The 25,484-nt window shown below is 41.8% G+C and carries 23 protein-coding genes; 9 read left to right on the top strand and 14 right to left on the bottom strand.

Translation table 11 applies throughout. From position 1 onward, the window contains the following. Nucleotides 1-6: 6 nt before the first annotated feature. A complete protein-coding gene (gene uvrA, locus L6773_RS12100; RefSeq protein WP_237854685.1) occupies nucleotides 7-2,853 on the bottom strand; it encodes an excinuclease ABC subunit UvrA in 2,847 nt (948 codons plus the stop codon). A gap of 184 nt (nucleotides 2,854-3,037) precedes the next feature. Here uvrA and L6773_RS12095 point away from each other — a divergent pair, with 184 nt between their 5' ends. From L6773_RS12095 to L6773_RS12080, 4 genes are all read left to right on the top strand, one after another. After that, entirely contained in the window at nucleotides 3,038-4,438 is a 1,401-nt protein-coding gene (locus L6773_RS12095; RefSeq protein ID WP_237854684.1) for a 3-deoxy-7-phosphoheptulonate synthase class II, read from the top strand. 348 nt (nucleotides 4,439-4,786) lie between these two features. Continuing rightward, complete coding sequence (locus L6773_RS12090) at nucleotides 4,787-5,215, top strand: Hsp20/alpha crystallin family protein (protein ID WP_237854683.1); 429 nt, start codon at nucleotides 4,787-4,789, stop codon at nucleotides 5,213-5,215. A 166-nt stretch (nucleotides 5,216-5,381) separates the two neighbouring features. Then, nucleotides 5,382-6,872: a Do family serine endopeptidase gene (locus L6773_RS12085; protein WP_237854682.1), complete on the top strand. Its 1,491-nt coding sequence runs from the start codon at nucleotides 5,382-5,384 to the stop codon at nucleotides 6,870-6,872. Nucleotides 6,873-7,047: 175 nt separating this feature from the next. Next, the gene (locus L6773_RS12080; protein ID WP_237854681.1) at nucleotides 7,048-8,019 is read left to right on the top strand and encodes a DnaJ C-terminal domain-containing protein; all 972 of its coding nucleotides are present in this window, start codon (nucleotides 7,048-7,050) and stop codon (nucleotides 8,017-8,019) included. Between the two features lie 69 nt (nucleotides 8,020-8,088). On the opposite strand, the gene L6773_RS12075 is transcribed toward L6773_RS12080, so the two are convergent. Then, entirely contained in the window at nucleotides 8,089-9,426 is a 1,338-nt protein-coding gene (locus L6773_RS12075) for a hypothetical protein (RefSeq protein ID WP_237854680.1), read from the bottom strand. Between the two features lie 259 nt (nucleotides 9,427-9,685). Between L6773_RS12075 and L6773_RS12070 the strand changes: the two genes are divergently transcribed. Further along, nucleotides 9,686-10,468 (top strand): S1/P1 nuclease, encoded by a 783-nt coding sequence (locus tag L6773_RS12070; RefSeq protein ID WP_237854679.1) that lies wholly within the window; start codon nucleotides 9,686-9,688, stop codon nucleotides 10,466-10,468. Nucleotides 10,469-10,830: 362 nt separating this feature from the next. On the opposite strand, the gene L6773_RS12065 is transcribed toward L6773_RS12070, so the two are convergent. Next, nucleotides 10,831-11,367: a macro domain-containing protein gene (locus tag L6773_RS12065; protein ID WP_237854678.1), complete on the bottom strand. Its 537-nt coding sequence runs from the start codon at nucleotides 11,365-11,367 to the stop codon at nucleotides 10,831-10,833. 468 nt (nucleotides 11,368-11,835) lie between these two features. Here L6773_RS12065 and L6773_RS12060 point away from each other — a divergent pair, with 468 nt between their 5' ends. The 4 genes from L6773_RS12060 (at nucleotide 11,836) to clpB (ending at nucleotide 15,925) form a co-directional block, all read left to right on the top strand. Then, entirely contained in the window at nucleotides 11,836-12,309 is a 474-nt protein-coding gene (locus L6773_RS12060) for a hypothetical protein (RefSeq protein ID WP_237854677.1), read from the top strand. A 176-nt stretch (nucleotides 12,310-12,485) separates the two neighbouring features. Next, nucleotides 12,486-12,734: an AbrB/MazE/SpoVT family DNA-binding domain-containing protein gene (locus L6773_RS12055; protein ID WP_237854676.1), complete on the top strand. Its 249-nt coding sequence runs from the start codon at nucleotides 12,486-12,488 to the stop codon at nucleotides 12,732-12,734. Further along, complete coding sequence (locus L6773_RS12050; RefSeq protein WP_237854675.1) at nucleotides 12,731-13,090, top strand: PIN domain-containing protein; 360 nt, start codon at nucleotides 12,731-12,733, stop codon at nucleotides 13,088-13,090. The genes L6773_RS12055 and L6773_RS12050 overlap by 4 nt, the downstream gene beginning before the upstream one ends. A 198-nt stretch (nucleotides 13,091-13,288) precedes the next feature. Next, complete coding sequence (gene clpB, locus L6773_RS12045) at nucleotides 13,289-15,925, top strand: ATP-dependent chaperone ClpB (protein ID WP_237854674.1); 2,637 nt, start codon at nucleotides 13,289-13,291, stop codon at nucleotides 15,923-15,925. Between the two features lie 231 nt (nucleotides 15,926-16,156). Here clpB and L6773_RS12040 read toward each other — a convergent pair whose 3' ends face one another. The 11 genes from L6773_RS12040 to L6773_RS11990 all read right to left on the bottom strand — a co-directional run bounded on the left by L6773_RS12040 (nucleotide 16,157) and on the right by L6773_RS11990 (nucleotide 25,451). Then, nucleotides 16,157-16,567, bottom strand: coding sequence for a DUF1761 domain-containing protein (locus L6773_RS12040; RefSeq protein ID WP_237854673.1), 411 nt, complete (start codon nucleotides 16,565-16,567; stop codon nucleotides 16,157-16,159). A 525-nt stretch (nucleotides 16,568-17,092) separates the two neighbouring features. Beyond that, nucleotides 17,093-17,632, bottom strand: coding sequence for an OsmC family protein (locus tag L6773_RS12035; RefSeq protein WP_237854672.1), 540 nt, complete (start codon nucleotides 17,630-17,632; stop codon nucleotides 17,093-17,095). 25 nt (nucleotides 17,633-17,657) lie between these two features. Next, entirely contained in the window at nucleotides 17,658-18,476 is an 819-nt protein-coding gene (locus L6773_RS12030) for a class I SAM-dependent methyltransferase (protein ID WP_237854671.1), read from the bottom strand. 48 nt (nucleotides 18,477-18,524) lie between these two features. Continuing rightward, nucleotides 18,525-18,932 (bottom strand): hypothetical protein, encoded by a 408-nt coding sequence (locus L6773_RS12025; protein WP_237854670.1) that lies wholly within the window; start codon nucleotides 18,930-18,932, stop codon nucleotides 18,525-18,527. A 26-nt stretch (nucleotides 18,933-18,958) separates the two neighbouring features. Continuing rightward, a complete protein-coding gene (locus L6773_RS12020; protein WP_237854669.1) occupies nucleotides 18,959-19,639 on the bottom strand; it encodes a class I SAM-dependent methyltransferase in 681 nt (226 codons plus the stop codon). Beyond that, on the bottom strand, nucleotides 19,636-20,160 hold the full coding sequence (locus tag L6773_RS12015) for an OsmC family protein (RefSeq protein ID WP_237854668.1): 525 nt from the start codon (nucleotides 20,158-20,160) through the stop codon (nucleotides 19,636-19,638). Before L6773_RS12015 ends, L6773_RS12020 begins: the two co-directional genes overlap by 4 nt. A 197-nt stretch (nucleotides 20,161-20,357) precedes the next feature. Continuing rightward, nucleotides 20,358-21,086, bottom strand: a complete 729-nt coding sequence (gene mddA / locus L6773_RS12010) for a methanethiol S-methyltransferase (protein ID WP_237854667.1) — start codon at nucleotides 21,084-21,086, stop codon at nucleotides 20,358-20,360. A 55-nt stretch (nucleotides 21,087-21,141) separates the two neighbouring features. Continuing rightward, nucleotides 21,142-21,564, bottom strand: a complete 423-nt coding sequence (locus L6773_RS12005) for an Ig-like domain-containing protein (protein WP_237854666.1) — start codon at nucleotides 21,562-21,564, stop codon at nucleotides 21,142-21,144. Nucleotides 21,565-21,598: 34 nt separating this feature from the next. After that, nucleotides 21,599-23,029: an FAD-binding oxidoreductase gene (locus tag L6773_RS12000; protein WP_237854665.1), complete on the bottom strand. Its 1,431-nt coding sequence runs from the start codon at nucleotides 23,027-23,029 to the stop codon at nucleotides 21,599-21,601. 53 nt (nucleotides 23,030-23,082) lie between these two features. After that, the gene (locus L6773_RS11995; RefSeq protein ID WP_369431570.1) at nucleotides 23,083-23,448 is read right to left on the bottom strand and encodes a cupin domain-containing protein; all 366 of its coding nucleotides are present in this window, start codon (nucleotides 23,446-23,448) and stop codon (nucleotides 23,083-23,085) included. Between the two features lie 266 nt (nucleotides 23,449-23,714). Further along, on the bottom strand, nucleotides 23,715-25,451 hold the full coding sequence (locus L6773_RS11990) for a tetratricopeptide repeat protein (RefSeq protein ID WP_237854663.1): 1,737 nt from the start codon (nucleotides 25,449-25,451) through the stop codon (nucleotides 23,715-23,717). Nucleotides 25,452-25,484 lie beyond the last annotated feature (33 nt).

Below are 25,484 nucleotides of genomic sequence, written 5' to 3'. Positions count from 1 at the left end.
ATTATATCAGGCAGTAGTTTTTGCCCGCTTTTGTTCTCTCACAAACTCTTGTTTCAGATAGCGCCCCGTATAGCTTTCTTCTTTTTTGGCCAGATCTTCAGGTGTTCCTGTAGCGATGATTTCACCCCCGGCATGGCCGCCTTCAGGACCGAGGTCAATAATCCAATCAGCGGCCTTGATAAGGTCTAAATTGTGCTCAATGACAATAACTGTATTACCCTTGTTCACAAGTTTTTGAATTACATTTACCAGCATTCGAACATCCTGGAAGTGGAGGCCGGTGGTTGGTTCATCCATAATATAAACCGTATCGCCGGTACCGATTTTTGAAAGCTCCCGCGAGAGTTTAATTCTCTGAGCCTCGCCACCGCTTAATGTTGTGCTGGACTGCCCAAGTGTTAAATATCCCAAACCTACAGAATTTAGAGTTTTCAGCTTCCGCTTGATCGCTGGAATGGAATCAAAAAACTTCTCTGCTTCGCTGATCGGCATCTGCAATACATCCGAGATATTTTTACCCTTATAATGGATTTCGAGGGTTTCCCGGTTATAGCGCTGGCCGTTGCACTCTTCGCAATCCACATATACATCGGGCAGGAAATTCATTTCAATTTTTCTAACGCCGTCGCCTTTGCATGCTTCACAACGTCCTCCTTTTACGTTAAAAGAGAATCGACCCTGATCATATCCCCTGATTTTTGATTCGGGAAGTTCTGCAAAAAGAGATCGAATGTGATCAAACACTTTTGTGTAGGTGCCGGGATTCGACCGGGGAGTGCGGCCAATCGGGCTCTGATCAATAGAGATCACCTTATCTACATTCTCAATTCCCTCTATCTCTTGATAGGGTAGTGGTACATCTTTAGAGTTATAAAACTCGTTCGATAAAATCGGAGTGAGTGTTTGATTAATGAGCGAACTTTTACCACTGCCACTGACTCCGGTTACACAAATAAATTTTCCAAGAGGGATCTCAAGATCAACTTCCTTTAGATTATGTCCGGTTGCTGTCTTTACTTTCAGGCTTTCTCCGGACCCTTTTCTTCTTTCATCGGGGTAGGGAATCACCTCTTCATCCCGAAGAAATTTAGTGGTCATTGAATCGGGATCGAGTTCTTCCGGTTTTCCTTCGGTCACGATATACCCGCCCTCTGTTCCGGCACCCGGACCAAGGTCAACCACATAGTCGGCATGCTCAATGGTTTCTCGATCGTGCTCAACAACAATGACTGAGTTCCCAAGATCTCTAAGCGTTTCAAGTGAGTTGATCAGTTTGATATTGTCTTTCTGATGAAGACCGATACTCGGCTCATCCAGGATGTAAAGCACACCTACAAGTTGAGTTCCGATCTGCGTTGCGAGACGAATTCTCTGAGCCTCGCCGCCACTTAATGTTTGTGCTTCGCGGTCAAGAGTTAGATAGTTGAGCCCTACATTCAGTAAAAAGTCAATTCGGTCGATTACCTCTTTCAGTACTTGCTGACCAATCTTTCTCTGGCGCTCATTCAGTTTTAGATTTCCAATTGTTTTTCGAAGGCTCGCGATATCCTGCTCCACGAGATCATGGATGTTCAATCCATCTATTTTATAAGACAGAGCTTCCGGGTTGAGCCGGCCGCCTCCGCAATCGGGGCAATTTATTTTGGAAAGATAAGCTTTTGCCTTGTCACGCTGTTTGTTGGATTTACTCTCTTCGTACTGTTCACGAATGATGGATCGAAGTCCTGAAAACTTATGCTTATAGGTGACATTATTTTTCTTGAAATCATAGCTGACGTTAAACTTCTGATCACCGCCACCTTCAAAGAGAAGGTCCAGAGCTTCTTCTGAGAAATCTTCAATAGGCGTGTCAAAATCAAGATCAACGGTACCTAAAACGGCTTTTAATTGTTTGAAAACAAAAATATCCCTCGGCTCACCTAAAAACCGAATGGCACCTTCGTTGATGGTTTTTTCAGGATTTTGAATTACAAGATCCCGGCTTACATCATAGCGGTATCCCAGGCCGTTACATGCTTTACATGCACCGTACGGAGAATTAAATGAAAAGAGGTTGGGTGCGGGGTCTTCATAGGAGAGTCCGCTCTCGGGATCATACAGGTTTTTGCTGTACACTTTATCGTTGATTTCACCATCCTTCTGGATGCCGAGAATCAGGTTGCCGTCAGCCATCTCCAGGGCAAGGTGTACACTTTCGGAAATCCGTTTTTCGCTCTTATCAGAAATCACAAATCGATCAACTACAATCTCGATATTGTGAGTTTTGTACCGATCGAGTTTAATTTCGCCTTCAAGATCAATTAATTCGCCATCTACACGTGCCGTTATATATCCCTGTTTTTTCATCTGTTCAAACAGCTCACGGTAATGACCTTTTCTTCCACGAACAACCGGGGCCAGGCAGTAAGCTTTGGTACCTTCTTCCAGCTCCATAATAGAGGAGACGATCTGGTCGGAAGTTTGTTTCTCCATTTTATTGCCGGATTGATAGGAGTACGGAACACCGATTCGTGCATACAGAAGTCTCAGGAAGTCATAAATTTCTGTAATTGTTCCAACAGTGGAACGGGGATTTCGATTCGTGGTTTTTTGATCTATGGAGATTACGGGGGAGAGGCCGTCAATAAAATCGATATCGGGGCGCTCCATCATACCCAGAAATTGCCGGGCATATGCAGAAAGAGATTCCAGGAATCGGCGCTGACCTTCCGCATATATAGTATCAAATGCAAGGGATGATTTTCCAGATCCGGAAATTCCGGTTAGAACCACGAACTTCTCCCTGGGAATGTTTATATCTATATTTTTGAGATTGTGCTCGCGTGCTCCGCGAATAACAATGTTTTCTTGCAATTGGAGTGGATTGAGATTAAAACTTTAAAGATACAAAGAGTTTGTAAGAACAACATCCATCTCAACAAGGAAAAAAAGAAACGCATTCATTTAACGTTATATATGAATGAACATATTTAAACTTTATCAATTCGATAAATGATGCTTATATTTAGTGTCTTTTTAACCCCATGTAATTGAAACAATGAGTACAATCGCCAAACGAGCAAATAAAATTGAAGTCCCTGATCTTATGGAAGGCCGGGGATGGCACCCACTTTCCTGGAACGATAAAGAGATTACGCAACTCCCAGAATACCCCAATACCGAGGAATTGCAAGCTTCTTTTGAAGAATTAAAAGCCCTGCCTCCTCTGATCACGTCATGGGAAATTGAAGCACTGAAGGAAAAACTTGCCAAGGTTTCAGACGGAAAAGCATTTTTGTTACAAGGTGGAGATTGTGCAGAAACATTCGATGGCTGCCGATCTACCAAACTGGTTAACCTCTTGAAGGTGATGCTCCAGATGAGTTTTATCATGATCCACGAGATGGGAACAGAAGTTGTTCGTGTGGGACGGATTGCAGGTCAGTATGCGAAACCGCGTTCAAAAGATTTTGAAATTGTGGATGGCGAGAAGATGCTCAATTACCGGGGCGACCTGATCAATAGTTATAAACCGAATAAAGAGGCTAGAGAACCAGACCCACAGCGTTTGATTGAAGCTTATCAAAAGTCGGCGCTGTCACTGAATTTTCTAAGGGCATTAGCTGATGAAGGATTTGCAGATCTTCAGCATCCCGAGCAGTGGGAACTCGATTTTATGCACAACAACGAGTTTTACAAAGAGTACGAACAGATGGTTGGTTCCATAAACAATTCTATTAAGTTTATGGAGACGATCACTCCAAATAATAGGTTTAATACAGCTCACAAAGTAGACCTCTATACATCTCATGAGGCACTGAACCTGTTTTATGATTCCGCTCAAACAAGAAGAGTTCCACGAAAGCAGGGATGGTTCAACCTCAGTTCTCACCTTGTATGGTTAGGTAACAGAACCCAGCAGTTAGATGGTGCTCATGTTGAGTATTTGACCGGAATTCAAAACCCGGTAGGGATTAAAGTGGGTCCTCCTTTTGATATTGATAATTTGTTGAACCTCCTGGATAAGATCAATCCATCACACGAGGCAGGTAAGATTGTTCTCATAACCCGAATGGGGCAAGAAAATGTTGAGAAAAATCTACCCTCGTTCATACGTGCGGTTAAACAAAATGGCCATCCGGTTGTTTGGAGCTGCGACCCCATGCATGGAAATACCTATGCCACGGATAACAATGTGAAGACCCGTAATTTTAATGATATCATGAAAGAGATTGATCTCACATTTGATGTCCACCGCGCAGAAGCAAGTTACCTCGGAGGTGTACACTTAGAACTTACCGGAGATAATGTAACCGAATGTGTAGGTGGTGCCAACGGACTGCAAGAGGACGGGCTCAGCCATAACTACGAAACCTACTGTGATCCAAGATTGAATTACGAGCAAAGCCTTGAAATGGCATTTCTCATAGCCAAAGAGTGGAATCAGAGTTACCGATAGATTGAAATTACAAAGGAAGTAAAAAAGGGAGATGTTGAATCTCCCTTTTTTTATTATGGGTAAATGTACTCTCAAATATTGAGTAGTACTTTACCCATTTTAGAAAGAAAAAAGAAAGAGAAGAGCTAATATCACGGTTTAAGCATCTCTCCGCCAAGTTTACAGTCTTTAAAAGACAGCTTGTCTATTGTATAATGTCAAACGGTCTGTAAACGTTATAAGAGTGAAATAACTGCAGAACAATATTTCAAGGTTGTCAGTTGTTTCAGATATAAAACAGTTTGGCACTGTGATTGCAACGTTTATAAGTGAAATTGATGTTAATTAGAAACTAAATGGAGATCAATTATGACACTTATAAAATATAATCAGCCAAACACAGACGTATTCGGAAAACGATTTTCAGACATCATGGATGAGTTTTTTAATGATGCAGTAGCGACAAGACAGAGCACATACGCTCCAAGTATCGATATTTCCGAAACAGATGAACAATATTTAATTGATGTAGAAGTCCCGGGTATCAACAAAGAAGATATCGACCTCAACATCGAAAATAATACGTTAACGATTTCCGGTGAACGTAAATTTGAGAAGAAAGACGACAATAAACACTATCACAGAGTAGAATCTCATTATGGTAGTTTCAGTCGATCTTTTACACTGCCGGAAAATGTAAAAGTTGACAGTGTTTCTGCTACTTACAACAATGGAATACTAAATATAACCGTTGATAAGAGTGAGAAGCAGATGAAGAAACAAATTAAAATTAAATAATTAAAGAGCTGTTCTACTTAGTCCCCTAAAGAGAGCAGGTTAGTTAGCGCCGGAGCCGCATTGAACATGCGCCTCCGGCATCTTTTTGATAGCCAAAATTTTATGCAATAAGACAGAATTATTACGTTAGACTACATTAAAAAATCTAATCAAATATTTTTCTCAGATGGACCGATTAAAAATTAGTATAGCCGCTATGTTTGCGGTAGTGTCTCTTTTTATTGGCGTACACTACGCCACGGATAACGGCTCCAATAGCGCATCCGTTTTTAATTTACCAACGTTTAATCAGACAGAGACAACCGCGGATCAGACGCCAATCACTACTCTGAAGGATTTTAATGATGCAATTGTAAATATTGCGGATAGAACCAATAAAACAGTTGTTACAATTACGACGACTCAAACCATTACAAGGCGACAACAATCGCCTTTTTCATTCTTCTTTGATGATCCGCGATTTGACCAGGAACGTGAATATCAGCGCCAGGGATTGGGTTCAGGCGTGATTGTTTCTGACGATGGATATATCATCACAAACAATCACGTGATTGAAAATGCCGATGAGATCAACGTCCGGTTTTTTGACGGTGATGAAGTGGATGCAGAAATTGTAGGAACCGATCCTGCCAGTGATATTGCCGTTTTAAAGGTTGAATCTGAAGAAGATCTGTCTGCCATCGCGATGGGAGATAGTGAAAGTATCCGCGTTGGGGAGATGGTCTTGGCAATTGGAAGCCCGTTGAATCCGAACCTTGCCCATTCAGTTTCAATGGGAATTGTAAGTGCAAGCGGACGGTCATCAGTTGGACTGAATGTGTATGAAAATTATATCCAGACCGATGCGGCTATTAATCCCGGTAATTCGGGGGGTGCACTTATCAACCTTGATGGTGAACTGGTCGGAATTAATACAGCAATTGCCAGCCGAAGTGGCGGAAACCAGGGAGTAGGTTTCGCAATACCGGTCAATATGGCCCGCGATGTGATGGAGTCATTGATCACCGAGGGACGAGTAGCAAGAGGTTATCTCGGAATTGGTGGTAGTACCGTAGACAGAACCATGGCAAGCGCTCTTGGCCTCGAAAGTGCAAGAGGTGTAATTATTGGTGAAGTTCTGCCAGATACACCGGCTGCAAACGCAGGACTCCGGGAAGGAGATGTAATTGTAAGTCTTGATGGCGAACAGGTCAGTGCCTATAGAGATTTCCAGGTTGCTATAGGCAGCAAAAAACCCGGCGATGAGATTGCGCTTGAAATTATTCGCGATGGAGAAGAGATGGAGTTTGAAGTAGAACTGACAGAGCGTCCTGATCAGCTTGCAAGCACCAATGATATGAATGATGAACAGAGAAACGATCTCCGCGAAACTCTCGGTTTCTCTGTGGATGGGTTAAATGACAACATCCGTAATCAACTTGACTTGAGTGAAAACGTGCAAGGCGTTGTTGTAACTAATATTTCCCAGGGCAGTCAATCATACCGGCAGGGATTACGACGCGGTGATGTGATTACGCGCGTTGGCGAGAATGAAGTTAACAATCCCAATGAATTTTATTCAGCCATTCAAAGTTATATAGATGATGAAACCGAAGCAGTTCTGCTGCGTGTAAACAGACAAGGTAGAAATGTTTTCATTGCTATCGAATTGATGTAAACCATGTGGTTATGGTTAAGGTTGCGAGCCCCTGTCTTTGTTGGCAGGGGCTTTTTTTATGGGACGAGGGGTCGGAAACCTGAATTTTGGCAAAAATATTGTGCTATCTATGTCAAAATCGCAATAGTATCAGTGGTGGCATATCTTTTGCTACATATAATAGTGAGGTAATATTATGGAGTATAAAGATTATTACAACATTTTAGGTGTTTCCCGGGATGCATCCCAGGATGAAATAAAGAAAAAGTATCGGAAACTGGCGGCGAAATATCATCCAGACAAAAACCCGGATGATAAGAGTGCCGAAGATAAATTTAAGGAGATCGGCGAAGCTTACGAGGTATTAAAAGACCCCGAAAAGCGAAAGTTGTATGATCAGGTAGGATCTGACTGGAAGAAATATCAGCAGGCCGGTGCCAGTGCCGATGATTTTAACTGGCAACAATACGCCAATCGTGGCGGTGGCCAGAGAATCAACATGGAAGATATATTTGGAGGAGGAGGCCACGGTGGAAGTGGCAGCCCGTTCTCCAGTTTCTTTGAAACCATTTTTGGTGGTGGGGGCGATCCGTTTGGAGGTCGTCAGTCTCAAGCCCGGCAATATCAAAGCAGAACACGCCAAAATATTCGCCAAAAAGGACAAGACACAAGGGCCGAAGTGAATGTAGATCTAAAAGATGTACTTACCGGTACTGAGAAGCAATTTCGAATAAACGGAGAGAGAGTTAAACTTAAAATTCCCGCCGGTATAGAAGACGGGAAACGCCTGAAATTGAAAGGAAAAGGGCAAGCCTCCCAAGTAGGAGGCCCGAAGGGAGATCTTTACCTGAAAGTGAATGTAAGGGACCCTGAAGGGTTTAAACGAAGGGGCAATGATATTTATCAAAAAGTACCATTGGATCTCTACACAGCTGTTTTAGGTGGAGAATTGACGGCTCAGACACTGAATGGGAAGATTAAGCTGAATATACCACCTGAAACTCAAAACGGCAGAACCTTCCGGCTTGCCGGACGTGGACTGCCAAACTTCAAAAAAACCGGCAAGAAGGGAGATTACTACCTGAAAACAGATATCACCATTCCGGAAAATCTCACCCAAAAAGAGAAAGAACTGTTCAAAAAACTGGCTGAAGAGCGACGGGATTGATAGTGTTGGCACGGAAGCACGGAGAAAAGGAATTGTTTTTATTTCTCTCAGTCTTCGTGGCATTAGTTTTTAGAAGAGTTCTCGTTTGAAGTAATAGCGAAGGCCGGCTGAGAAATTAAAATTTCGAGAAAGTAAACTTTCATTTGTTTCTACAATCTTTTGAGTAGAGTATCTCGCATTTACAAAAAACGATAGCTTGTTTTCAATAAAGTAATTTAGATTCACTCCTAATCTTCCAAGATGATAATAGCTTGAAGGTACATAGTCATTCTTATTGTACCTGTATAGGAAAATTGTATTGGTGATAAAACGATCTGTAATTGTATATAACCAACTCAATTCTGATGTTAGGCTATGTTCGTTAAAATCAGAATTTTTCAGATCATAGTAATATCTATATGCAGATTCGAACCCTAATTGATGTCTTAGAGTGAAATTTTTATACCATCTTATATACATATTGGGTTGTAGCTCAAGTTCACTACTGCTAATATTACTTTCCTCAGTACTAAGTAATTTATTTCTTCTATAGTGGTGACTAACATTATATCTTAGATCAAGTTCTACTCCAATTTCCCATCCCTCAAGTCTTTGTCCAATATTTTCAGAAGCCACATCCGTGAGGTAAAAGAGGTCATAAGGATTGAGTTGATTCAAATCCGGAGATATAACGTTGTTCATATCTTGCCAGAAATATTTCATGGGTCGATCATAAGCTTGACTATATCTATATTGTTGGGTAAACAACTCAGACGCATTTACTATATCGCCATTATTAAATTGCTGTGAAGTTTGCAAAGTTTGATATCGTTCACTCAAGCGAAGAGACCTGATCAATGGATTAACATTTCTGAGACGACCATAACCCAGGCCAATAGATAAAAATCCTAGAAAACCTCTGTCTCTGTGAATATTTTCACGTTTCCATATTCCATCCTCAATGAATCGTTCATAATCTCTTTCAAAATCTAAAATCCCAAATAATGAGCCGGTAAAGAAGATATCTGAATTATCTTTATATAGCTTTTCACTGAGGTTGAATGGCAACCTAATATCAATTCCGCGTTGATGCTCCTCTGTAATTTCACTCTCATTTGTTTCGAATGAATCGTAATTTAAGAGTAAACCTGCAGATGCATTTGAGATCCTTGATTCAGATTCTTTATATCTGAGATATTGGGGGCTGAGAGATATGAGTACATCATCATTTGGGGCATCAGATTCACGATTTGTGAATGAACCATCCGTAGAAAAATCCAGGTAAAAATTCGTATAGCCCCACTCAGGTAAGCGGTAATCTAACAGCGGTTGAATATTATCAGGCTCAGAAAACCCAACGGATTCCTGGGCGAAAGTTTGAACTGGAAGGCACAGGCAGACAATGACGCCAAACAGCAATTTTCTCATGATGGACAGTATTTAGTTAGCAATAACTCCTACAAAAATACGAAATCAGTGAGCTTTTGCCATTGACATGATCATGTGATGCCCATTTTAGGCTCTTGCCGGAGACCTGTCAGGTTTCGTTTCTAATTGAGCTTAATCCTTCAAATGAACAATCAATACCTGACAGGTCTTTTGCATGGAAGTGGTTTCTAAACCCATCAAACATTTTTACTTTCTGCTAACAATAAAGCTCTTATCTTATAAAGAAAAACAGACAGCTATGCATTTTTTGATTTCATTTTTATTACTTACAGGCCTTTTTATTGATTCAGATCAAACCGAAAGATGGGGGCAGATCGGGCATTACGTATCCGGTGAAATTGCCGAAAAACACCTGAATGATCTTGCAAAAGCAAGAGTAAACAATATTTTGGGTGATCGGTCGATTGCCGTCTCAACGGTTTGGATGGACGATATTCGATCCGATGACAGCTACGATTTTGATACCTGGCACTATGTTACCATCCCGGACGGGGAGGAGTATGACCCCGATATACAGGAAGAAAGCGGCGATATCATTTGGGCACTGGAGACATTAATTGAGGAGTTAAAAACCGGGAATCTTACCAAAGAAGAGGAGAGTGAAAAATTGAAACTGGTGATACATATGATCGGTGACATCCACCAACCGCTACACGTGGGGAATGGCGAAGACCGTGGCGGGAATGATGTACGTCTACAGTGGTTTGGTGATGATTCCAATATACACCGCGTGTGGGACAGCGGAATGATTGAATCGTTTCAACTTAGTTATACCGAATTGGCGAAAGAGCTGGATACTGCTACTCACGATCAGATTGAGGACTGGCAGGATGATTCCGTACGAGACTGGGCCTATGAGTCGATGGAATATCGGGATGAAGTATATGATTTGCCCGATGATATGCGACTCAGTTATGAATACAGGTATTACAATAAAGAGATTATTTACAAGAGATTGCTCCAGGCTGGCATCCGTATGGCCGGTGTCTTGAATGAGATTTATGGAGAAGTCTCCCCTTGAGGGGAGTCCGACTTTAGTCGGGAGGGGTGTTCAATTGCTATTGGTTTGTAAACACCACCCATTTTTTAACTTCACCTGACGATTGATTCTTTCGTCTGGCGAATTTTGAAGCTGCAAAACGTTTCATTCGGCAGGTGAAAGAAACAATCCCCAAAGGGGCAGGCACCAGCTGAATACAAACTATCTTCTATTGTCTTTTTCGGTGGATGAACGTGATTTAATGGCCACAATTGAATATAAGATTCACAAGGGAAGAGTCTCAGCGTTGTGCTCTTTGTGAAAAAACACTGTGACTTTGTGGTTTTAATCAAATCTGCTACTGGTAAATTTTGCAATTGCAAGACTATGATAAGTTGATTATTTCAGTCTGTAAATTCATCCAGTATCTCTTTATGAAGTTCATAATCCTCCTCTCCAAAAAGAACAAAACGAACAAGCTTTACGCTTTTCAGATTATGTGTTGCTTCTTTAACTGCCGTTATTGCAATAGTTGCAGCTTCTCTTTTTGGATACCCGAAAGCACCGGTTGATATTGCGGGGAATGCGATAGAGGTTATTCCGTTATCTTCAGCAATAGTAAGTGCATTGGCATAACAGTTTCTCAGAAGTTTATCTGAGGGTTTGTCTCTTCCGTACACCGGTCCCAAACAGTGTATAATGTATTTGTTAGGAAAGTTTGGAGCGGAAGAGATAACTGCTTCACCGGGAGATATGGGGGCAAGATCGCGAGTTTCCCGGGTTAGCTTAGGATCGCCGATTCTGTGGATTGCCCCGGCCACTCCGCCCCCGGTTCGTAATTGTGCATTTGCAGCATTAACGATGGCATCGCAGTCGGGCTGATCGACAATATTTCCCTGTTCTATTTCTAAGGTTGTATCGTTGAATTTATTTTTGATCATGGCAATAGTAACTGAAGATTATGAAGTTCACTCTCAATTCATCCTTATTTTGGACCCACTACTCTCAAAACTCGCACAAAGAATGTCTGCCAAGTATGTCAGAGTAACAAAAAGGCCATATTCGAAGCGCTTTTCATGTCTCAAAACACCAAAATGTATATGTTTTTTTGTCAGAGATATTGTTGTAAAAACCGAAAGCGCTTTTTGTAAAAATAGACATTGTAAGGGCTTTTTTCGAACGCTATTGAGGATCTGATTTTAATCCAAAAAGAAGTACGTTAAGGCAATATTAAGACAAAATAATAGAAAGGGCTTCCAATCATAAAAGATGCAATAATGACATTATCATAGAAAATAGAATGGAAAAAATCGTAGCCAAACTCTTGAATTAAGAGCTTTTAGCCCCCTACCTTTTAATCGAATTGATAATACATCAAATCAATTAAATCGCAATTAACATTTATACAAATGAAAGCTCTAAAAATTGTAATCGCAGTTAGTTTCTTTTTCATTGCCAGCATTGCTGTTGCCAATGACTTGCCTTTTAACAATTCAACGGCAGAAGAATCCAAAGCAATTACAAAAGTTGAAAATGATAATGCACTCTTTAAAAAACTGGAAATGGGTTTGATACATAACCTGAATTCAGATGTTAAAGGAGTTGTAGAATCATCTCTTTACAATGCAGTTAATTTTAAAATTGCATATCCGGAATTCAATTCCGAAAGAGTAAATCAGATTGTTGCCAGAATTGCAAAAGAGGGAGAAACCCATTCACTTAGATATAAGGCATATTTAACGCTGGCGTATTATAAAAATCCAGATCGCTTTGGTTCTCCCAAAGCCCTCTTGTCTTTATTAGATTATAAATATGAGAGTGGAATCTTTTTCTATTTGCAGGAAATAGTTCGGGCTGATCAACTCACATCTAAAATCGATTAATCCTTTTAAGAAGTAACCTGGCTCAGATTGTAGAACCAGGTGCTACTTTAGCAAATCAATGGAGCAGTTTTATTTAAAACTGTAAACCACCATACACCAATCCGGTTGATTCCTTCTTTTGAGAATGTGAATCGACCGGATTTTATTTTTTTCATATTAAAGAAAGGAGGGTTTTCATGAGAGCGAAAGAGAAGAATGTTTCGAATGCAAGCTTAAATTTACCCAAAGAAATTTTATCGTATCTAAATTTGAAGGATGGAGAGACCGTACGGCTGGAGGCCAATGAAGACGGGTCTGTAACTATCCAAAAGAAAGAGACCATCGCCAATTTGAGAGGAATTATTAAAAAAGGCAAAACTCCCAATCTACATGCTGACGCGAAGTATCAGTTTGAGACATCATTAAATGGGAGGGAGGAATTATGAAAGCATTGAATACAAAAGTATTATTTGAATACTTGGTAGAAGGCCACGAAAAAAGTGGAAATGCCGATCAGTTTTTTAACACAGACCATATATCGGAAACTTATTTTTTGAATAACATCGTTTTAAATGAACTAGCGACTTCTATTGAGGAGAATGTAAAGTTCGATAAGTCCGATTTTATAAAAGTACTTCGGGCACTTGAGTCCAATTCACAAATCCGGTTCGAAAATCGAGAGATCGTATCGGAGGCAATTGAGATGTTCTCTATGAGCCGGGACTCTTTCTCTGAGTGCCTGAAATCGGTGATTAATGCCGGGTTCCAAATGAAGAATCTGAACCTTCTTAGAAGAGAGTAAAAACATTTTCAATTAGGTAATCACTGCCAGTAGTAAGCCAAAGACTCATCAAAGTGGCAGTATTCTGTCAGCCTTTGTGTGATTTGAAGAGTTTTAAGAGGTTTTGAGCGAGTGAACTGCAAATCCGACAGGTCTTTGTCGGGAGGTACGGTTTTAGCAACAGCCTTATATAAAAAAAGACACAAAAACAGGTGAGTTATGAACTTCAACAAATTTACCATTAAAGCTCAGGAGGCTGTTCAGGCCAGTATTGAGCTTGCTCAAAATGAAAATCACCAGGCGGTTGAACCAGCACACGTTTTGCGCGCTTTAACTACCGATTCTGAGAATGTAACAATTAACATTCTCAAGAAAATTGGTGTCAATATTCCTGGTTTGCATGACAGGCTTGACCGGATTATCAAGAAATTCCCGGTTGTTAAGGGTGCGTCTGTTTCCGGTCAGTATCTATCAAATAAAACCAAAGAGGTATTCGATAAGGCCCAAAATGAAGCCGATGATTTGGGTGATGAGTATATCAGTTCTGAACACATCTTGCTTGGAATTTTACAGATAGCATCCGAGACAGGATCGATATTGAAGGAGATGGGTGTTCAGAAAAAGCAAATTTTAAAGGTTTTGAAAGATATCCGGGGATCTCAAAAAGTGGATGATCCAAACGCTGAAAGCCGGTACCAGGCTCTTGAAAAATACGCCCGGAATTTGAATGAACTGGCTGAGAAGAATAAGCTCGATCCCGTAATCGGTCGTGACCAGGAAATTCGGCGGATCATGCAGATTCTTTCCCGCCGAACAAAGAACAACCCCGTTTTAATTGGTGAGCCGGGTGTAGGTAAAACAGCAATCGCCGAAGGGTTGGCTCTGAGAATTGTTCGTGGCGATGTTCCTGAGGGGTTGAAAACCAAACAGATTGTTGCACTCGATATGGGCGCATTGGTTGCAGGCACCAAATTCAGGGGTGAATTTGAGGAGCGACTGAAAGCCGTGGTTCGGGAAGTCATCGACTCCGACGGTGAACTGATTCTCTTCATTGATGAGATCCACACTCTTGTAGGAGCCGGAGCAACAGAGGGCTCAATGGATGCTGCCAATATCTTGAAGCCATCACTGGCCAGGGGTGAACTGCACGCCATTGGTGCAACCACACTTACCGAATACAGGAAATACATTGAAAAGGACAAAGCCCTTGAACGGCGGCTTCAAACCGTATATGTCGGTGAGCCGTCCGTAGAGGACACGGTCTCTATTTTGAGAGGACTGCAGGAGCGTTATGAAGTCCATCATGGTGTTCGAATAACAGACGCGGCAATTGTTGCGGCTGCAGAGCTATCACACAGATATATCTCCGACCGGTTTTTACCTGATAAAGCGATTGACCTGATTGACGAGGCCGCTTCGAGATTGCGATTGCAAATCGATTCCATGCCTGAAGAGTTAGATAGCATTGAACGACAGATTCGTCAGCTTGAAATTGAACGAGAAGCACTCAAACGAGAGAAGGATGAAGCTAAACTTAAATCAAACGAAAAAGAGTTGGCGGACCTTGAGGAGAAACGAAGCTCGATGAGAGCACAGTGGGATCTTGAGAAAAACCTCATCCAAAAAACCCGTGAACTGAAGCAAGCTATTGAAACAGCAAGAATGGAAGCTGATAAAGCCGAACGGGAAGGCCACTATGAAAAAGTGGCTGAATTGCGATATGGTACAATTGCTCAGCTCGAAAAGGACCTTGAGACTACAAAAGCCGAATTGGATGACGTCCAGGAAAATCGATCCCTCTTGAAAGAGCAAGTGGAGGCTGAAGAGATAGCAGATATTGTCTCACGCTGGACAGGAATACCGGTCACAAAGATGCTTTCCAGCGAACGGCAAAAACTTCTGATGCTTGAGGAAGAACTTCACAAGCGTGTAATCGGACAGGATCAGGCGATTGAAGCTGTATCTGATGCCGTAAGACGATCCAGGGCGGGTTTGCAGGATGAAGATCGCCCGATTGGGTCATTCATGTTCCTTGGATCAACGGGTGTGGGTAAAACCGAGTTGGCCCGATCATTGGCGGATTTCCTTTTTAATGACGAGGATGCGATGATCCGAATCGACATGAGTGAGTATATGGAGAAACACAGTGTGAGCCGTTTAATCGGTGCACCTCCCGGCTATGTTGGATATGATGAAGGCGGGCAGTTGACCGAAGCCGTGCGACGGAAGCCATATTCTGTAGTTCTGTTGGATGAGATCGAGAAAGCACACCCGGATGCGTTCAACATCCTGTTGCAGGTGCTTGATGACGGCCGGCTCACGGACAACAAAGGCGTAACAGTCGACTTTACAAATACCATCATTATCATGACCAGTAATATCGGTTCTCACCTGATCTCCGAAGAGATTGAAAAGAGTGGTGGAGAGATGGATGAGGATACATACAGAGATCTACAGGCTAAATTGCTTGAGCAGCTTAGAAAAACAATCCGTCCTGAATTTCTGAACCGGATTGATGATGTGGTTGTATTCCATCCGTTGGATCAAAGCCATATTCGTCAAATTGTAGATATCCAGTTGAGAAGGGTTGAGAAAATGCTGGGACGAAATAAGGTATCACTCTCAATCTCAGATAAAGCCAAAGACTGGCTTGCAACCCGCGGATACGATCCGGTTTACGGTGCACGGCCGCTTAAACGATTGATTCAAACCGAGATCGTAAACCAACTCGCTAAACAGTTGATTAAACGGGAAGACGACAACGAACAGATTGATTTCGAAGCGACTGTCAACAAGGATGGCAATCGACTTGAATTCGTTGAAGTGTACAGTGATGCCGAAGCGTGGGCGGATTAGAAAGGAGTGAAAAGTGAATCGTGAAAAGGCAAAGAAAATCAACAGATGAGTCATTCAGCAATTCCAAATTGTTTGAAAGAGAACACTCATCCGGTGAATACAAACGATTCGATCCCCAAGCTGGCGCAAGCGTCCCGCTTGTGCCAGCTTAGGTCTCTAAATCTTCAATCCGGCAGGCGAAAAGAATAATGAGCAGGAAACTTTTCACTTTTGCTTTTTGCCTTGCCACAATTACCACAACCCCAAAATGATTCCTGCGAGTACCAACCCAACCACGTGATAGCCATTGTCCAAAAAGTGGAGCTTCATGGGGATGTCAGTAAAAATTCCGGTTGCTCCGGCGAGTGAGAATACAAATCCGGCACCGGCTCCAAATCCGATTAATGCACCATTTCCGGCGCCATCAACTCCAAGAGCTGTGATGAACATAGCAAGGGAGGCAACACCGATAAATTGCAGGATAAAAGAGTAGAAATAAATAATCGGGTTGGGCTGCTCCATTGTTTCAGGGTCTAAGTTACGGAGCTTCATCCAGGTATTCCCGAATAGAACCGGGCTGTACCAAAGGGCACCTAAAATAAAATAAACCAGGGTTGCAACAATTATTGAAAACCAATTCAGAGAAAAGAGTAGATCAGACATGGGCGTAGTATATTGAGTGAAGGTTACTACTACCTATGTAGTTAAGAATATTTGAAAAAGCAACAATTATGGTGTAAGAAGTTGATATGAAGGGAGTTGCGCTGATAAATTTTTTTAAATCTTCTAACATTCATACCGAGATTCGAGCAGATCTAATAGATCTTCTGCACTTCCCATAATCGTTTCAATAGAATCAGTCAGAGTTATAAGGCCTGGGGTTTTCCATTTTCTTGTAGCAAAGCCAGTTACTGGTTTTCATCGTGTAAACGCTAATCAGGTCACTACCGGCAGGTCTTTAGATACTGTCATACGAGACCAGTCAAAATCGCCCATTCTTTTGTTCCCTCCGGCAGCTCTTCCGTATTAGCTGTGATTTGTGGGGTATGTAAAATATACTTGAAATAATCTATGCTTTCTCCGAACGGTGGATTTCTTGGCAGCTTCTCTTCCATAGGAAACCAGGTAATAAATGATGCTTAACATATCAAAGCAAAAAGGGTCATGAAGTATGTTTTTCAGTTTTATTTAGAGATTAATGGTCGTTTCTATATCTACACCTTTTGTGAGCGTTTGTAAATTGACACAACTATATTCGGCATAAGCCAGTAGTTTTTGCAATTCTTTTTTATCTGTTTCATCTGATGCCTGAATATCTACTTTACACTGCATATTTTGAAATCCAACGGGTACATCACGATCAACTACCAGTGTACCCCGAACATCAACATTTCCGGTTGCTTCCACTTCCAGTTTTTCCAGAATAATACCCCTACGATCTGCTATCAATCGGATCGTAGATTCCAGGCAGGTTGCCAGCGCAGCACACAAAATATCGCCGGGATTGGGGGCATCATGATAGCCGCCTACCGCATGATGCACACCAAATTTCCATTCCACACCGTGATCAACACTGCCCGGCTTGATGCCCCCGTGCCACGGATCACCAAGTTCACCACCAGTAGTTATTGCCCGATCAGTGATTTTTGCATCTCCCGGCTTTTCTTTGTAGTGATTTTGTAGCGGTTGCTGCCTTTTTCTAACGGATTCTGCTTTTTGAGACTTCATGATATTCAGTTTATATAATTCTCTATTACGATTTTATTCCTTTGGCAATTACAAATTCTCCAGGGATACTATATCCCTCTTTCGTTTTAAATTTTTGAATGGAGTCCAGGTATTCTTTATTTGCTTCTGCTCGAGTTGTCTTATCAAATTTTTGATAGGCAAGCGCCACGGCTCCACCCCAAAATGCGGCGATACAAGCCTGCTCATCATCTTTAAAATTCAGAGATATGGAGAATCGATCTGAACTGACGGATTTAAATCCCGTAGATTCGAAGGTTTTTTTCAAAGCATTGCCTGTACCCAGTTGGAAGAACAGCGGGCAAACATCAGATTTTACTCTTTTATCAACAATAGGAAATATGCTTGCCCATCCGCACTCTTTTCGAGCCCCCCAAACAAGGGTTGAAATTTCAGCTCCCGGCTTGGCGACACGATACATCTCTTCTAGCGCTTTTTCGGGGTAGGGGAAATACATCAAACCTAATGAACAGACCACAGCATCGAATCGGTTATCTTCGAATTCAAGATTTTCAGCATCCATCTGTTGATATGTTACATTGCTGAGGTCTGTTTCATCTGTTCGGGTTTGAGCCTCCTCAATCATACCTTCAGAAAGATCTACTCCCGTAACTTTTCCTCTCGGAGTTATTGATTTGGCTATCGGCAGAGTAACCAGACCGCTACCACAAGAAATATCCAATACTTGATCGCCTGGTTTAACTTCAATTTTTGAGAGAAGGCGTTCCTGGGCGGGCCAAAGTTGTTTTTGCCAGCCGGTGTCGTAGTAGGGAGCAGCATTGTCCCATCCATATCGCTGGACACGGCGTTGCAGATCCGGTTTCATAACAATTAATTTATGTTTAAGTGTTGATTAATGTTGATAGAGCTGACTTTACATAAATGCTGATGCAAGTACGCCATACATGATGATTCCTGCACTGATAAGAACGAGTGGGGTTCCGGCAGATGAAATTTTGTATCCAAGTGATTTCTCTCCGAAAGCGTCTTCAATTTTTTGAAGCCAATTGAGAGTGAGTCCGAGATCAAATAAGATCACTCCGCCGACAAAGAGTAAGGCTGCAGTCGTCTCAACCCAAGAAATAAGTGTTGAAAAATCAAAGGCGATTGTTAAAGCCAAAAGCATACCACCCTGTATGAGCGAGGCAAGGTGTGCCGCCAAGAGGTACCGCGGAGCTCTTGAAGCTTTCTCGCGGGCTTTGGCCATCGGAATTCCAAGCAAAAAGCCATAGGTTAAAACAAACATGCCGCCTATAATGAGTATTTGAGTTGCGTTATCCATCGCACTCCTTTCATTTAGATTCAGGTCTATTTACCAGCTAGAATACAGCATGATTCGAGCTGCAGCTTGTTGTCGTCTATTTCTATTTGAGGGTCGAATCTTTTGTGAATTTGTTGAATGGTGAATTCGTTTTCGTTTAAAATTTCTTTCCATTCCTGGATTGAATAGAGATTGAATCCATGCTCAACAAAAGGAAAAACCATCATGCTTTCGCGTGTTCTGTGCCCTGAATAAAACAAGCCTCCGGGTTTTAAAACTCTCCTGATCTCATTTAAATGATCTTCAGGCTCATCCCAAAAATATATTACCATGTTACAGAATACTTTTTCGAAAGTTTGATCTTCAAATGGAATTGAGTTGCTGTTCCCCAGTTTTAAATCCAGTTTACCATTTGAAATGAGATCTTCATTGGCTTTTGAAGCTGCTTCAACCATTTTCTCAGAATAGTCTAATCCACGTACTTTTATCTTGCTATTTAGGTCGAAGAGCTTACCAAAAAACTTTCCGGTTCCAAATCCTATTTCCAAAATGTGATCATTTTCATCCAATTCGATCACGTCGTAAGTGAGATCATAAAGGGGTTTATTCACAAGGTTCATCTTCTGCCCTACATTTAAGGCAAAATTCCCGGAAGGCTTACGCAGTTGTTGAGCGATAAATTTAGGATCGGGTTCGGTAACATTTTGTTGAGGAGTATTCTCTTTCATGACGTGTTCTCTTTTGATTTGATATTGATTTCCCTTTTGATTGGTATTGGGCGCCTGAAATCATCCAGAACCGGGCTATGTGAGTCCGCCTTTTCAATAAGTGCTTTGATTTGATCCGCCGGAGCAGAACTTTCGATGGTGATTTTATAGCGAATTTCACTGAATCCGGGAGGTTCCTCGCCAATGTTAAATTGACCTCTCGCATCATAATCTGATTCGATCTCGACTTCAATATCATCAACGGGTATTTCCGTATATGCAGCCCAGGTTGCGTAGCCAATTGCCAGGCAACTTCCTAATGCACCCCGTTCAAAAATTCCCGGACCGGGACCGGCGTCATTTCCGCCCATTTCCGTTCCTACATCGCAAATCATCTTTTTACCGCTGGCCGTAATTTCGCAGGTGGTTCCGTCTCGTACACGAACTTTTGTTAAGGCGGTTCTTTTACCGATAGAGGGGCGTTTTTCAAGTGCTTTTTGGTTTCGGTCAAAAGCTTTTTTGATCGTTTTTGGATCTGCCATATTAAAACTCCGATTTGTTATTTAGGTAAGATCATTCAAAGAAGAAGATTCTTGTGATCTATTTGAAAAGAGTTAACTTTCATTTTTGTATGGTAGTTGTTTAAATCAGGGATTACTTAAAGACTGGATTTAAACGAGGGAATATCCAAGGGTCAGATTTTTTCGCCTTTTGAACCATAAAGTATGCCTTATTTTATTTAGCTCTTCAGAAAAGGGATGAATTTTGGAACTCTCTCTTTGTAGTTTTGGTAATCGTCGCCAAAGCGACGTATCATCGCTTTTTCTTCGAAATATACACCCACAAAAATATAAAGAGTCATCCCGGCAGAGAGTACAAAGTGACTGACTGTCATATGAGGAGTGGACCAAAATGCAATCAAGAATCCAAGCATAAGTGGATGCCGAACATATTTATAGAAACCAGGCTCCATGAACTCAGGCGAATTTTGCTCGTTATTGCGGAGATAATTCCAAACCTGTTTCAATCCAAAGAGATTAAAATGATCGATCATCCAGGTGGAAAGAAATAGCACAAGCCAACCCAGCCAGAATCCCCATTGAAGAATAACGGTCAACCAGGTCGCCTCTACCTGCCATATCGTACCTGTAATGGGTTGCCATAACCATAATAGTAGAATAAGGGCGAAGCTGGAGAACAGCACGTACGTGCTTCGTTCAATTGGTTTGGCTACAACATTCGTCCATCGGTTCTTGAAAGATTTTCGAGCCATAACGGTGTGTTGCAATCCAAAAAGAATAATCAGTCCAAGATTGATCATAAGTGCTTCACCCCAGTGATTTTCAAGGCCGGAGTTGACAGTTTTGGGAACAATCATATCACCCGTAAAAAGAATGAGATAGATGAAGGTCCCAAAAAAAATTAAGTAACTGATTATTCCGTAGATAAACGCACTAAACCGTTTCATAAGATTCATCTCAATTTGTGATTATAAAGTATTGGATCTACCATAGGTTAGCATTTTAGAAGAGGAATACACGGGCTGAGTCCAATCCAATGGGTACCATTTTTGCAACAATTTTGCTGTTACCCGTTGAAGCCTCAACAATGCAAAATGCTTCTCCGGAACTTTTTCCTGTAGCCGTTCCATTGTTTTGTACGGTAAACACTTCAGGGTTACTGGAGTACCAATTCCACTGAAAGTTGAACTCTTCATTTACTGTATCCCCGGAAGCTGACACTACGAAAGCGGAAAAGTCTACTTTTTCATCAACTTCCATTGAGACGTTTTGAGGTTCAATGACAACTTCGGCTCCTTCAAGTTCGTCTTCTTCAGGCTCTGCGGGATTGTTATCTTCACAGCCAATATTGAGCATACCGGCAATCAGAATTATGATAACGGAGAATCCTGTAGTTTTGAAAAATTGAGTTTTGGAATAAATCATAATTGTCTTGATTTAGATTCTCATTCAAATGAATTTATCGGGATGGTAAGATGTTTTGGTTTACTTGGAAGAAATTATCGGGATCGTATTTCGATTTTACCTGTTGTAACCGTTCGTAATTTTTACCGTGGACTGCCTGTGTCAATGTGTCTTTCTCTTCACCGAATCCGGCAAAGTTCACATAAACTCCTCCATCAGTTTTTTCTCGTAAATTACTCCATGCGCTGCGGGTCCAGGCAATCATATCATCGGTTTTACTATGGTCTTGCCAGGTGTTGTCAATGCTGATGTTGAACATAGCATCACGATTACCGTAGGCGGTGGCTTCCTCGGGTACTTCACTCATGGCGCCCCCCAATGTCCTCAATGCAAAGAGGCACTGTTTTGAGGGCTTGTCAGCAGCATGTGCAACAACTTCGTCGATCAGTTCATCACCCATACTATCAGAAAAGAGCGATTTCCAGTAGTAGAGTTGTCCGTCAGCGAAAAGTGGATCAAGGTCGCTTTGCATTTCAACATACGGCCGGGGTCCACTCATATCTTCTATGGGAGTTCCCAATTCGGATGCCGGTTGAAGTCGTTGTTTACCTTCCTCAACAGGACCGGCGTACATTCCTGCAATAATTACGACGGGTGCCCAATGCATCTCTGCAGGAACACCGGGGAGAGGTGGCATGCCCCAGATATAAGCATCGCAGGTTACCTCATTTGGGGCATCAAGAGCAAAATCTCTCCATTTTCTAAGCACGGATACTGCATCCTCAAAAGGATAGATTGTCAGCGCTCCATAGATTTCCGGACCAAGTTCGTGGAGTTGAAATTCAAAAGAGGTGACAACACCAAAATTACCGCCACCACCACGGATGCCCCAGAACAGATCTTCATTTTTATTGGCACTGGCGGTAACAATTTCACCATCAGCGGTAACAATTTCGGCAGAAAGAAGGTTATCGCAAGTGAGGCCCCACTTCCGCCGGACGTAACCCATACCCCCTCCTAAAGTAAGGCCTGCCACTCCGGTTATTGAAACTTGTCCACCGGGTGTAATTAAGCCGTGGAGTTGGGTTTCTTTATCTACATCTCCCCAGTCTGCGCCGGGTTGAACCCGGGCGGTTCGGGCCTCAGGATCTACGTGTATACCTTTCATCTCCGAAAGATCGATTACAATCCCTTCATCACAGACTGCGTTACCGGCTACGTTATGTCCTCCGCTTCGAACAGCTACAAGAAGATTATTTTCTCGTGCAAAGTTGAGGGTATCAACCACATCTCCGGTGTTCATACATCTGGCAATTATCGCCGGTGTTTTATCGATCAATCCATTCCAAACAGAACGGGCTTCGTCATAGATTTCGTTTTGGGAAGTAATAAGATCTCCACGTAGTTGGCTCTCCAGTTTATCCAACTTCTCCCGGTCTAAATTGATGATTTTATCTTCGATTGTTAATGCTTCAATTGTTTCCATATCTAATCTCCAAGGGTTTAATTTTTTTGATATCTGACTTCGCTCAAGCACACCTACTCAGCGAGAAAAGCATCTACAGGCTTGTTGAATGCGATAAATAACAGGCAGGTCTCATCTGAAAGACAGGATGCGGAGTGAGGTTTCTCCGGAGGACCATAGGCATAGGCACCAGTTTGAAGGATTTCCGGTTCTTGTCCTTTATAATTCACTTCCATTTCACCGGATACCAGGACCATACGCTCGGCCGAATGATGCCAATGATTCGGGACACTTGTATTGCCCTGCATTTTAAAAAACACGTCAGCATTTGGTTTTGTAGGATCTCCCTGAAGTACTGCGATTTCACAACTCTCCGGCATAAACTCGGGGCAGTTTCGCCACTGAAGCTGCTCACTATCGGCAGTTCTGGAGAGTGACATATTATTATGTTGAGCTATGAGTGAAATCGGGGAAATAACAATAAATACTATAATCTGAAGAAGAGAAATTTCTAATTTATACATGCCGCTCTTGGTTTTTTTGTTTTGGGGTTTTGGCTTTAGAAGCTTTCTTGTTTTGCTCCTGAATTGCTGAAAACCTATTTGCTCAAATCGAGAAGGGCAATTATTAGCAGGTCAACAATAGGTATACAAAGAGGATAATGCCTGTTACAGGCTTTTTAACAGATTTTTTTTGATGTGAACTGTTATACATTCTCCTTTTCAAGTTGCATCATAAATTCAGTGAGGTTCTCTTCCGTTTCTATATCCAATTTTTTACGAAGTCGATAGCGGGCCGTTTTTACACTATTTGGTGCAATTCCCATTATGGTGGCCGTCTCCTTGATTGAAAGGTTTAATTTCGCAAGTGCCGAAAGTCGCAATTCGTTAGGAGTCAGATCAGGATATTCCCTTTTGAGAGCATCAAAAAAACCGGAGTGAACCTCTTCAAAATAGTGTTGAAATTGCTTCCAGTCATCGTCCAGATTCAGACTGTAGTCAACCGCATTTTCAAGCTTTTGTAGTTTTTTGTTAATACCTTTTTTACCGTTTTTCTTTATCTGTTCAATACTCTCTTTCAACTCTTTCATCATTTCATTTTTTTGGACCAGGTGAAGTGAGTAGTTTGTGAGCTCCCGATTTTTAAATTCCAGGTCGTTTTCCAACTGCTCCTCTTTTAACCGGGTATTTTCAAGTTCCACACGTTTTTTACTGATCTTTATACGTTGCCGATTGTATACAAGAATTCCAATGATTCCAACAAGAATGAGTCCGGCGAGGAACACATTCCGAAGGATTGCTTCACGCTGTTTCTCTTGTTCAAGTACCGCAATCTCTTTCTCTTTTTGTGCGGTTTCATATTTAGTCTGAAGTTCATTGATCTGTTGTGTTTTCTCTGCATTGAGAATACTGTCTTTAACGGCCGTTAGTTTTTGCTGGTTGAGATATGCGTTTTCGTAATCGCCCAGTGCTTCATATATCTGAGCCAATAGTTCGTATCCAATTTTTTCTCCTAACTTCGTGCCAAATTCTTTTGAGAGGGCTAAGGTCTCTTCTGCATGAAAAAGAGCCGTGTTTAACTGCTCGGTTGAAATGTAAAGTTTCGCAAGATTTTCGTGTATGATAGATGAAAGATCCTGGTCTTTGCCATTATTCATTTCAAGTGCACGAGTCAAATAGTTAATGGCAATTTCATGTTCCTCCTGCTGCATGTGCAAGCGCCCGATGTTATTAAGACTGTTCGCAATTTCCAGTGTATAACCGAGTTCCTGTCGAATATCCAGGGCTTTTGAGTGATATTCATGAGCCTTCTCAAAATTTCCAATATCACCGTGCAACAGCCCCATGTTATTGTAGATAATTGCCAGTGATGCGTTATTATCTAAAGTCTCATTGATCTCAAGAGCTTGTTGATAAAACTCGAGTGCTTGTTCGTGCTCGTTTAGCTCAAAATAACAGAGACCGATATTTGTGAGTGTGACAGCAATTCCCCTTTCTAATCCCATCTCTTCACATAAATCTCTCGATCTGAAATAGAACTCGAGGGCTCGCTCATATTCACTCTTTGATTTATAGATTGAACCCTTGTCGTTCAACATGGTAACCCAGGCAAGACTGTCACCAATACTGCGGCTTAGATCTATTCCTTGATCAAGATGAACCAGTGCAGTTTCGAATTGACCTTTAACGGTATAAGCATATCCAAGATCTCCATGTGCACCTGCAATTCCCTTTTTGTATTCAAGTTGCCTGGAAATTTCCATAGCCTCTTCGGCAAATTCAATGGCTCGATCAGGATCTGAATAGGAATATTCGAAGCTTGAATCTCGAAGGGCTTTGACCAGCGTAGTATCAGATTGCGGCAGAGTTTGACCACTCTGCTGAGCTGTTGCGAGAGCGCAGCAGAGGAAAAGTACCATCCCTATAACAGTTCTATTGATCATACTCTTGATTTTAATGATGATCTACTACAATAA

Source organism: Rhodohalobacter sulfatireducens (assembly GCF_022012475.1).
GTDB lineage: Bacteria > Bacteroidota > Rhodothermia > Balneolales > Balneolaceae > Rhodohalobacter > Rhodohalobacter sulfatireducens.
The sequence above is the reverse complement of the archived record's forward strand: the minus strand, read 5'-3'. Positions and strand labels throughout refer to the sequence as shown.

Bases quoted from the DNA above. Each gene is read 5' to 3' on its own strand.
- L6773_RS12095 (WP_237854684.1), top strand. From the start codon at position 3,038: ATGAGTACAATCGCCAAACGAGCAAATAAAATTGAAGTCCCTGATCTT.
- L6773_RS12090 (WP_237854683.1), top strand. From the start codon at position 4,787: ATGACACTTATAAAATATAATCAGCCAAACACAGACGTATTCGGAAAA.
- L6773_RS12085 (WP_237854682.1), top strand. From the start codon at position 5,382: ATGGACCGATTAAAAATTAGTATAGCCGCTATGTTTGCGGTAGTGTCT.
- L6773_RS12080 (WP_237854681.1), top strand. From the start codon at position 7,048: ATGGAGTATAAAGATTATTACAACATTTTAGGTGTTTCCCGGGATGCA.
- L6773_RS12075 (WP_237854680.1), bottom strand. From the start codon at position 9,426: ATGAGAAAATTGCTGTTTGGCGTCATTGTCTGCCTGTGCCTTCCAGTT.
- L6773_RS12070 (WP_237854679.1), top strand. From the start codon at position 9,686: ATGCATTTTTTGATTTCATTTTTATTACTTACAGGCCTTTTTATTGAT.
- L6773_RS12065 (WP_237854678.1), bottom strand. From the start codon at position 11,367: ATGATCAAAAATAAATTCAACGATACAACCTTAGAAATAGAACAGGGA.
- L6773_RS12060 (WP_237854677.1), top strand. From the start codon at position 11,836: ATGAAAGCTCTAAAAATTGTAATCGCAGTTAGTTTCTTTTTCATTGCC.
- L6773_RS12055 (WP_237854676.1), top strand. From the start codon at position 12,486: ATGAGAGCGAAAGAGAAGAATGTTTCGAATGCAAGCTTAAATTTACCC.
- L6773_RS12050 (WP_237854675.1), top strand. From the start codon at position 12,731: ATGAAAGCATTGAATACAAAAGTATTATTTGAATACTTGGTAGAAGGC.
- clpB (WP_237854674.1), top strand. From the start codon at position 13,289: ATGAACTTCAACAAATTTACCATTAAAGCTCAGGAGGCTGTTCAGGCC.
- L6773_RS12040 (WP_237854673.1), bottom strand. From the start codon at position 16,567: ATGTCTGATCTACTCTTTTCTCTGAATTGGTTTTCAATAATTGTTGCA.
- L6773_RS12035 (WP_237854672.1), bottom strand. From the start codon at position 17,632: ATGAAGTCTCAAAAAGCAGAATCCGTTAGAAAAAGGCAGCAACCGCTA.
- L6773_RS12030 (WP_237854671.1), bottom strand. From the start codon at position 18,476: ATGAAACCGGATCTGCAACGCCGTGTCCAGCGATATGGATGGGACAAT.
- L6773_RS12025 (WP_237854670.1), bottom strand. From the start codon at position 18,932: ATGGATAACGCAACTCAAATACTCATTATAGGCGGCATGTTTGTTTTA.
- L6773_RS12020 (WP_237854669.1), bottom strand. From the start codon at position 19,639: ATGAAAGAGAATACTCCTCAACAAAATGTTACCGAACCCGATCCTAAA.
- L6773_RS12015 (WP_237854668.1), bottom strand. From the start codon at position 20,160: ATGGCAGATCCAAAAACGATCAAAAAAGCTTTTGACCGAAACCAAAAA.
- mddA (WP_237854667.1), bottom strand. From the start codon at position 21,086: ATGAAACGGTTTAGTGCGTTTATCTACGGAATAATCAGTTACTTAATT.
- L6773_RS12005 (WP_237854666.1), bottom strand. From the start codon at position 21,564: ATGATTTATTCCAAAACTCAATTTTTCAAAACTACAGGATTCTCCGTT.
- L6773_RS12000 (WP_237854665.1), bottom strand. From the start codon at position 23,029: ATGGAAACAATTGAAGCATTAACAATCGAAGATAAAATCATCAATTTA.
- L6773_RS11995 (WP_369431570.1), bottom strand. From the start codon at position 23,448: ATGTCACTCTCCAGAACTGCCGATAGTGAGCAGCTTCAGTGGCGAAAC.
- L6773_RS11990 (WP_237854663.1), bottom strand. From the start codon at position 25,451: ATGATCAATAGAACTGTTATAGGGATGGTACTTTTCCTCTGCTGCGCT.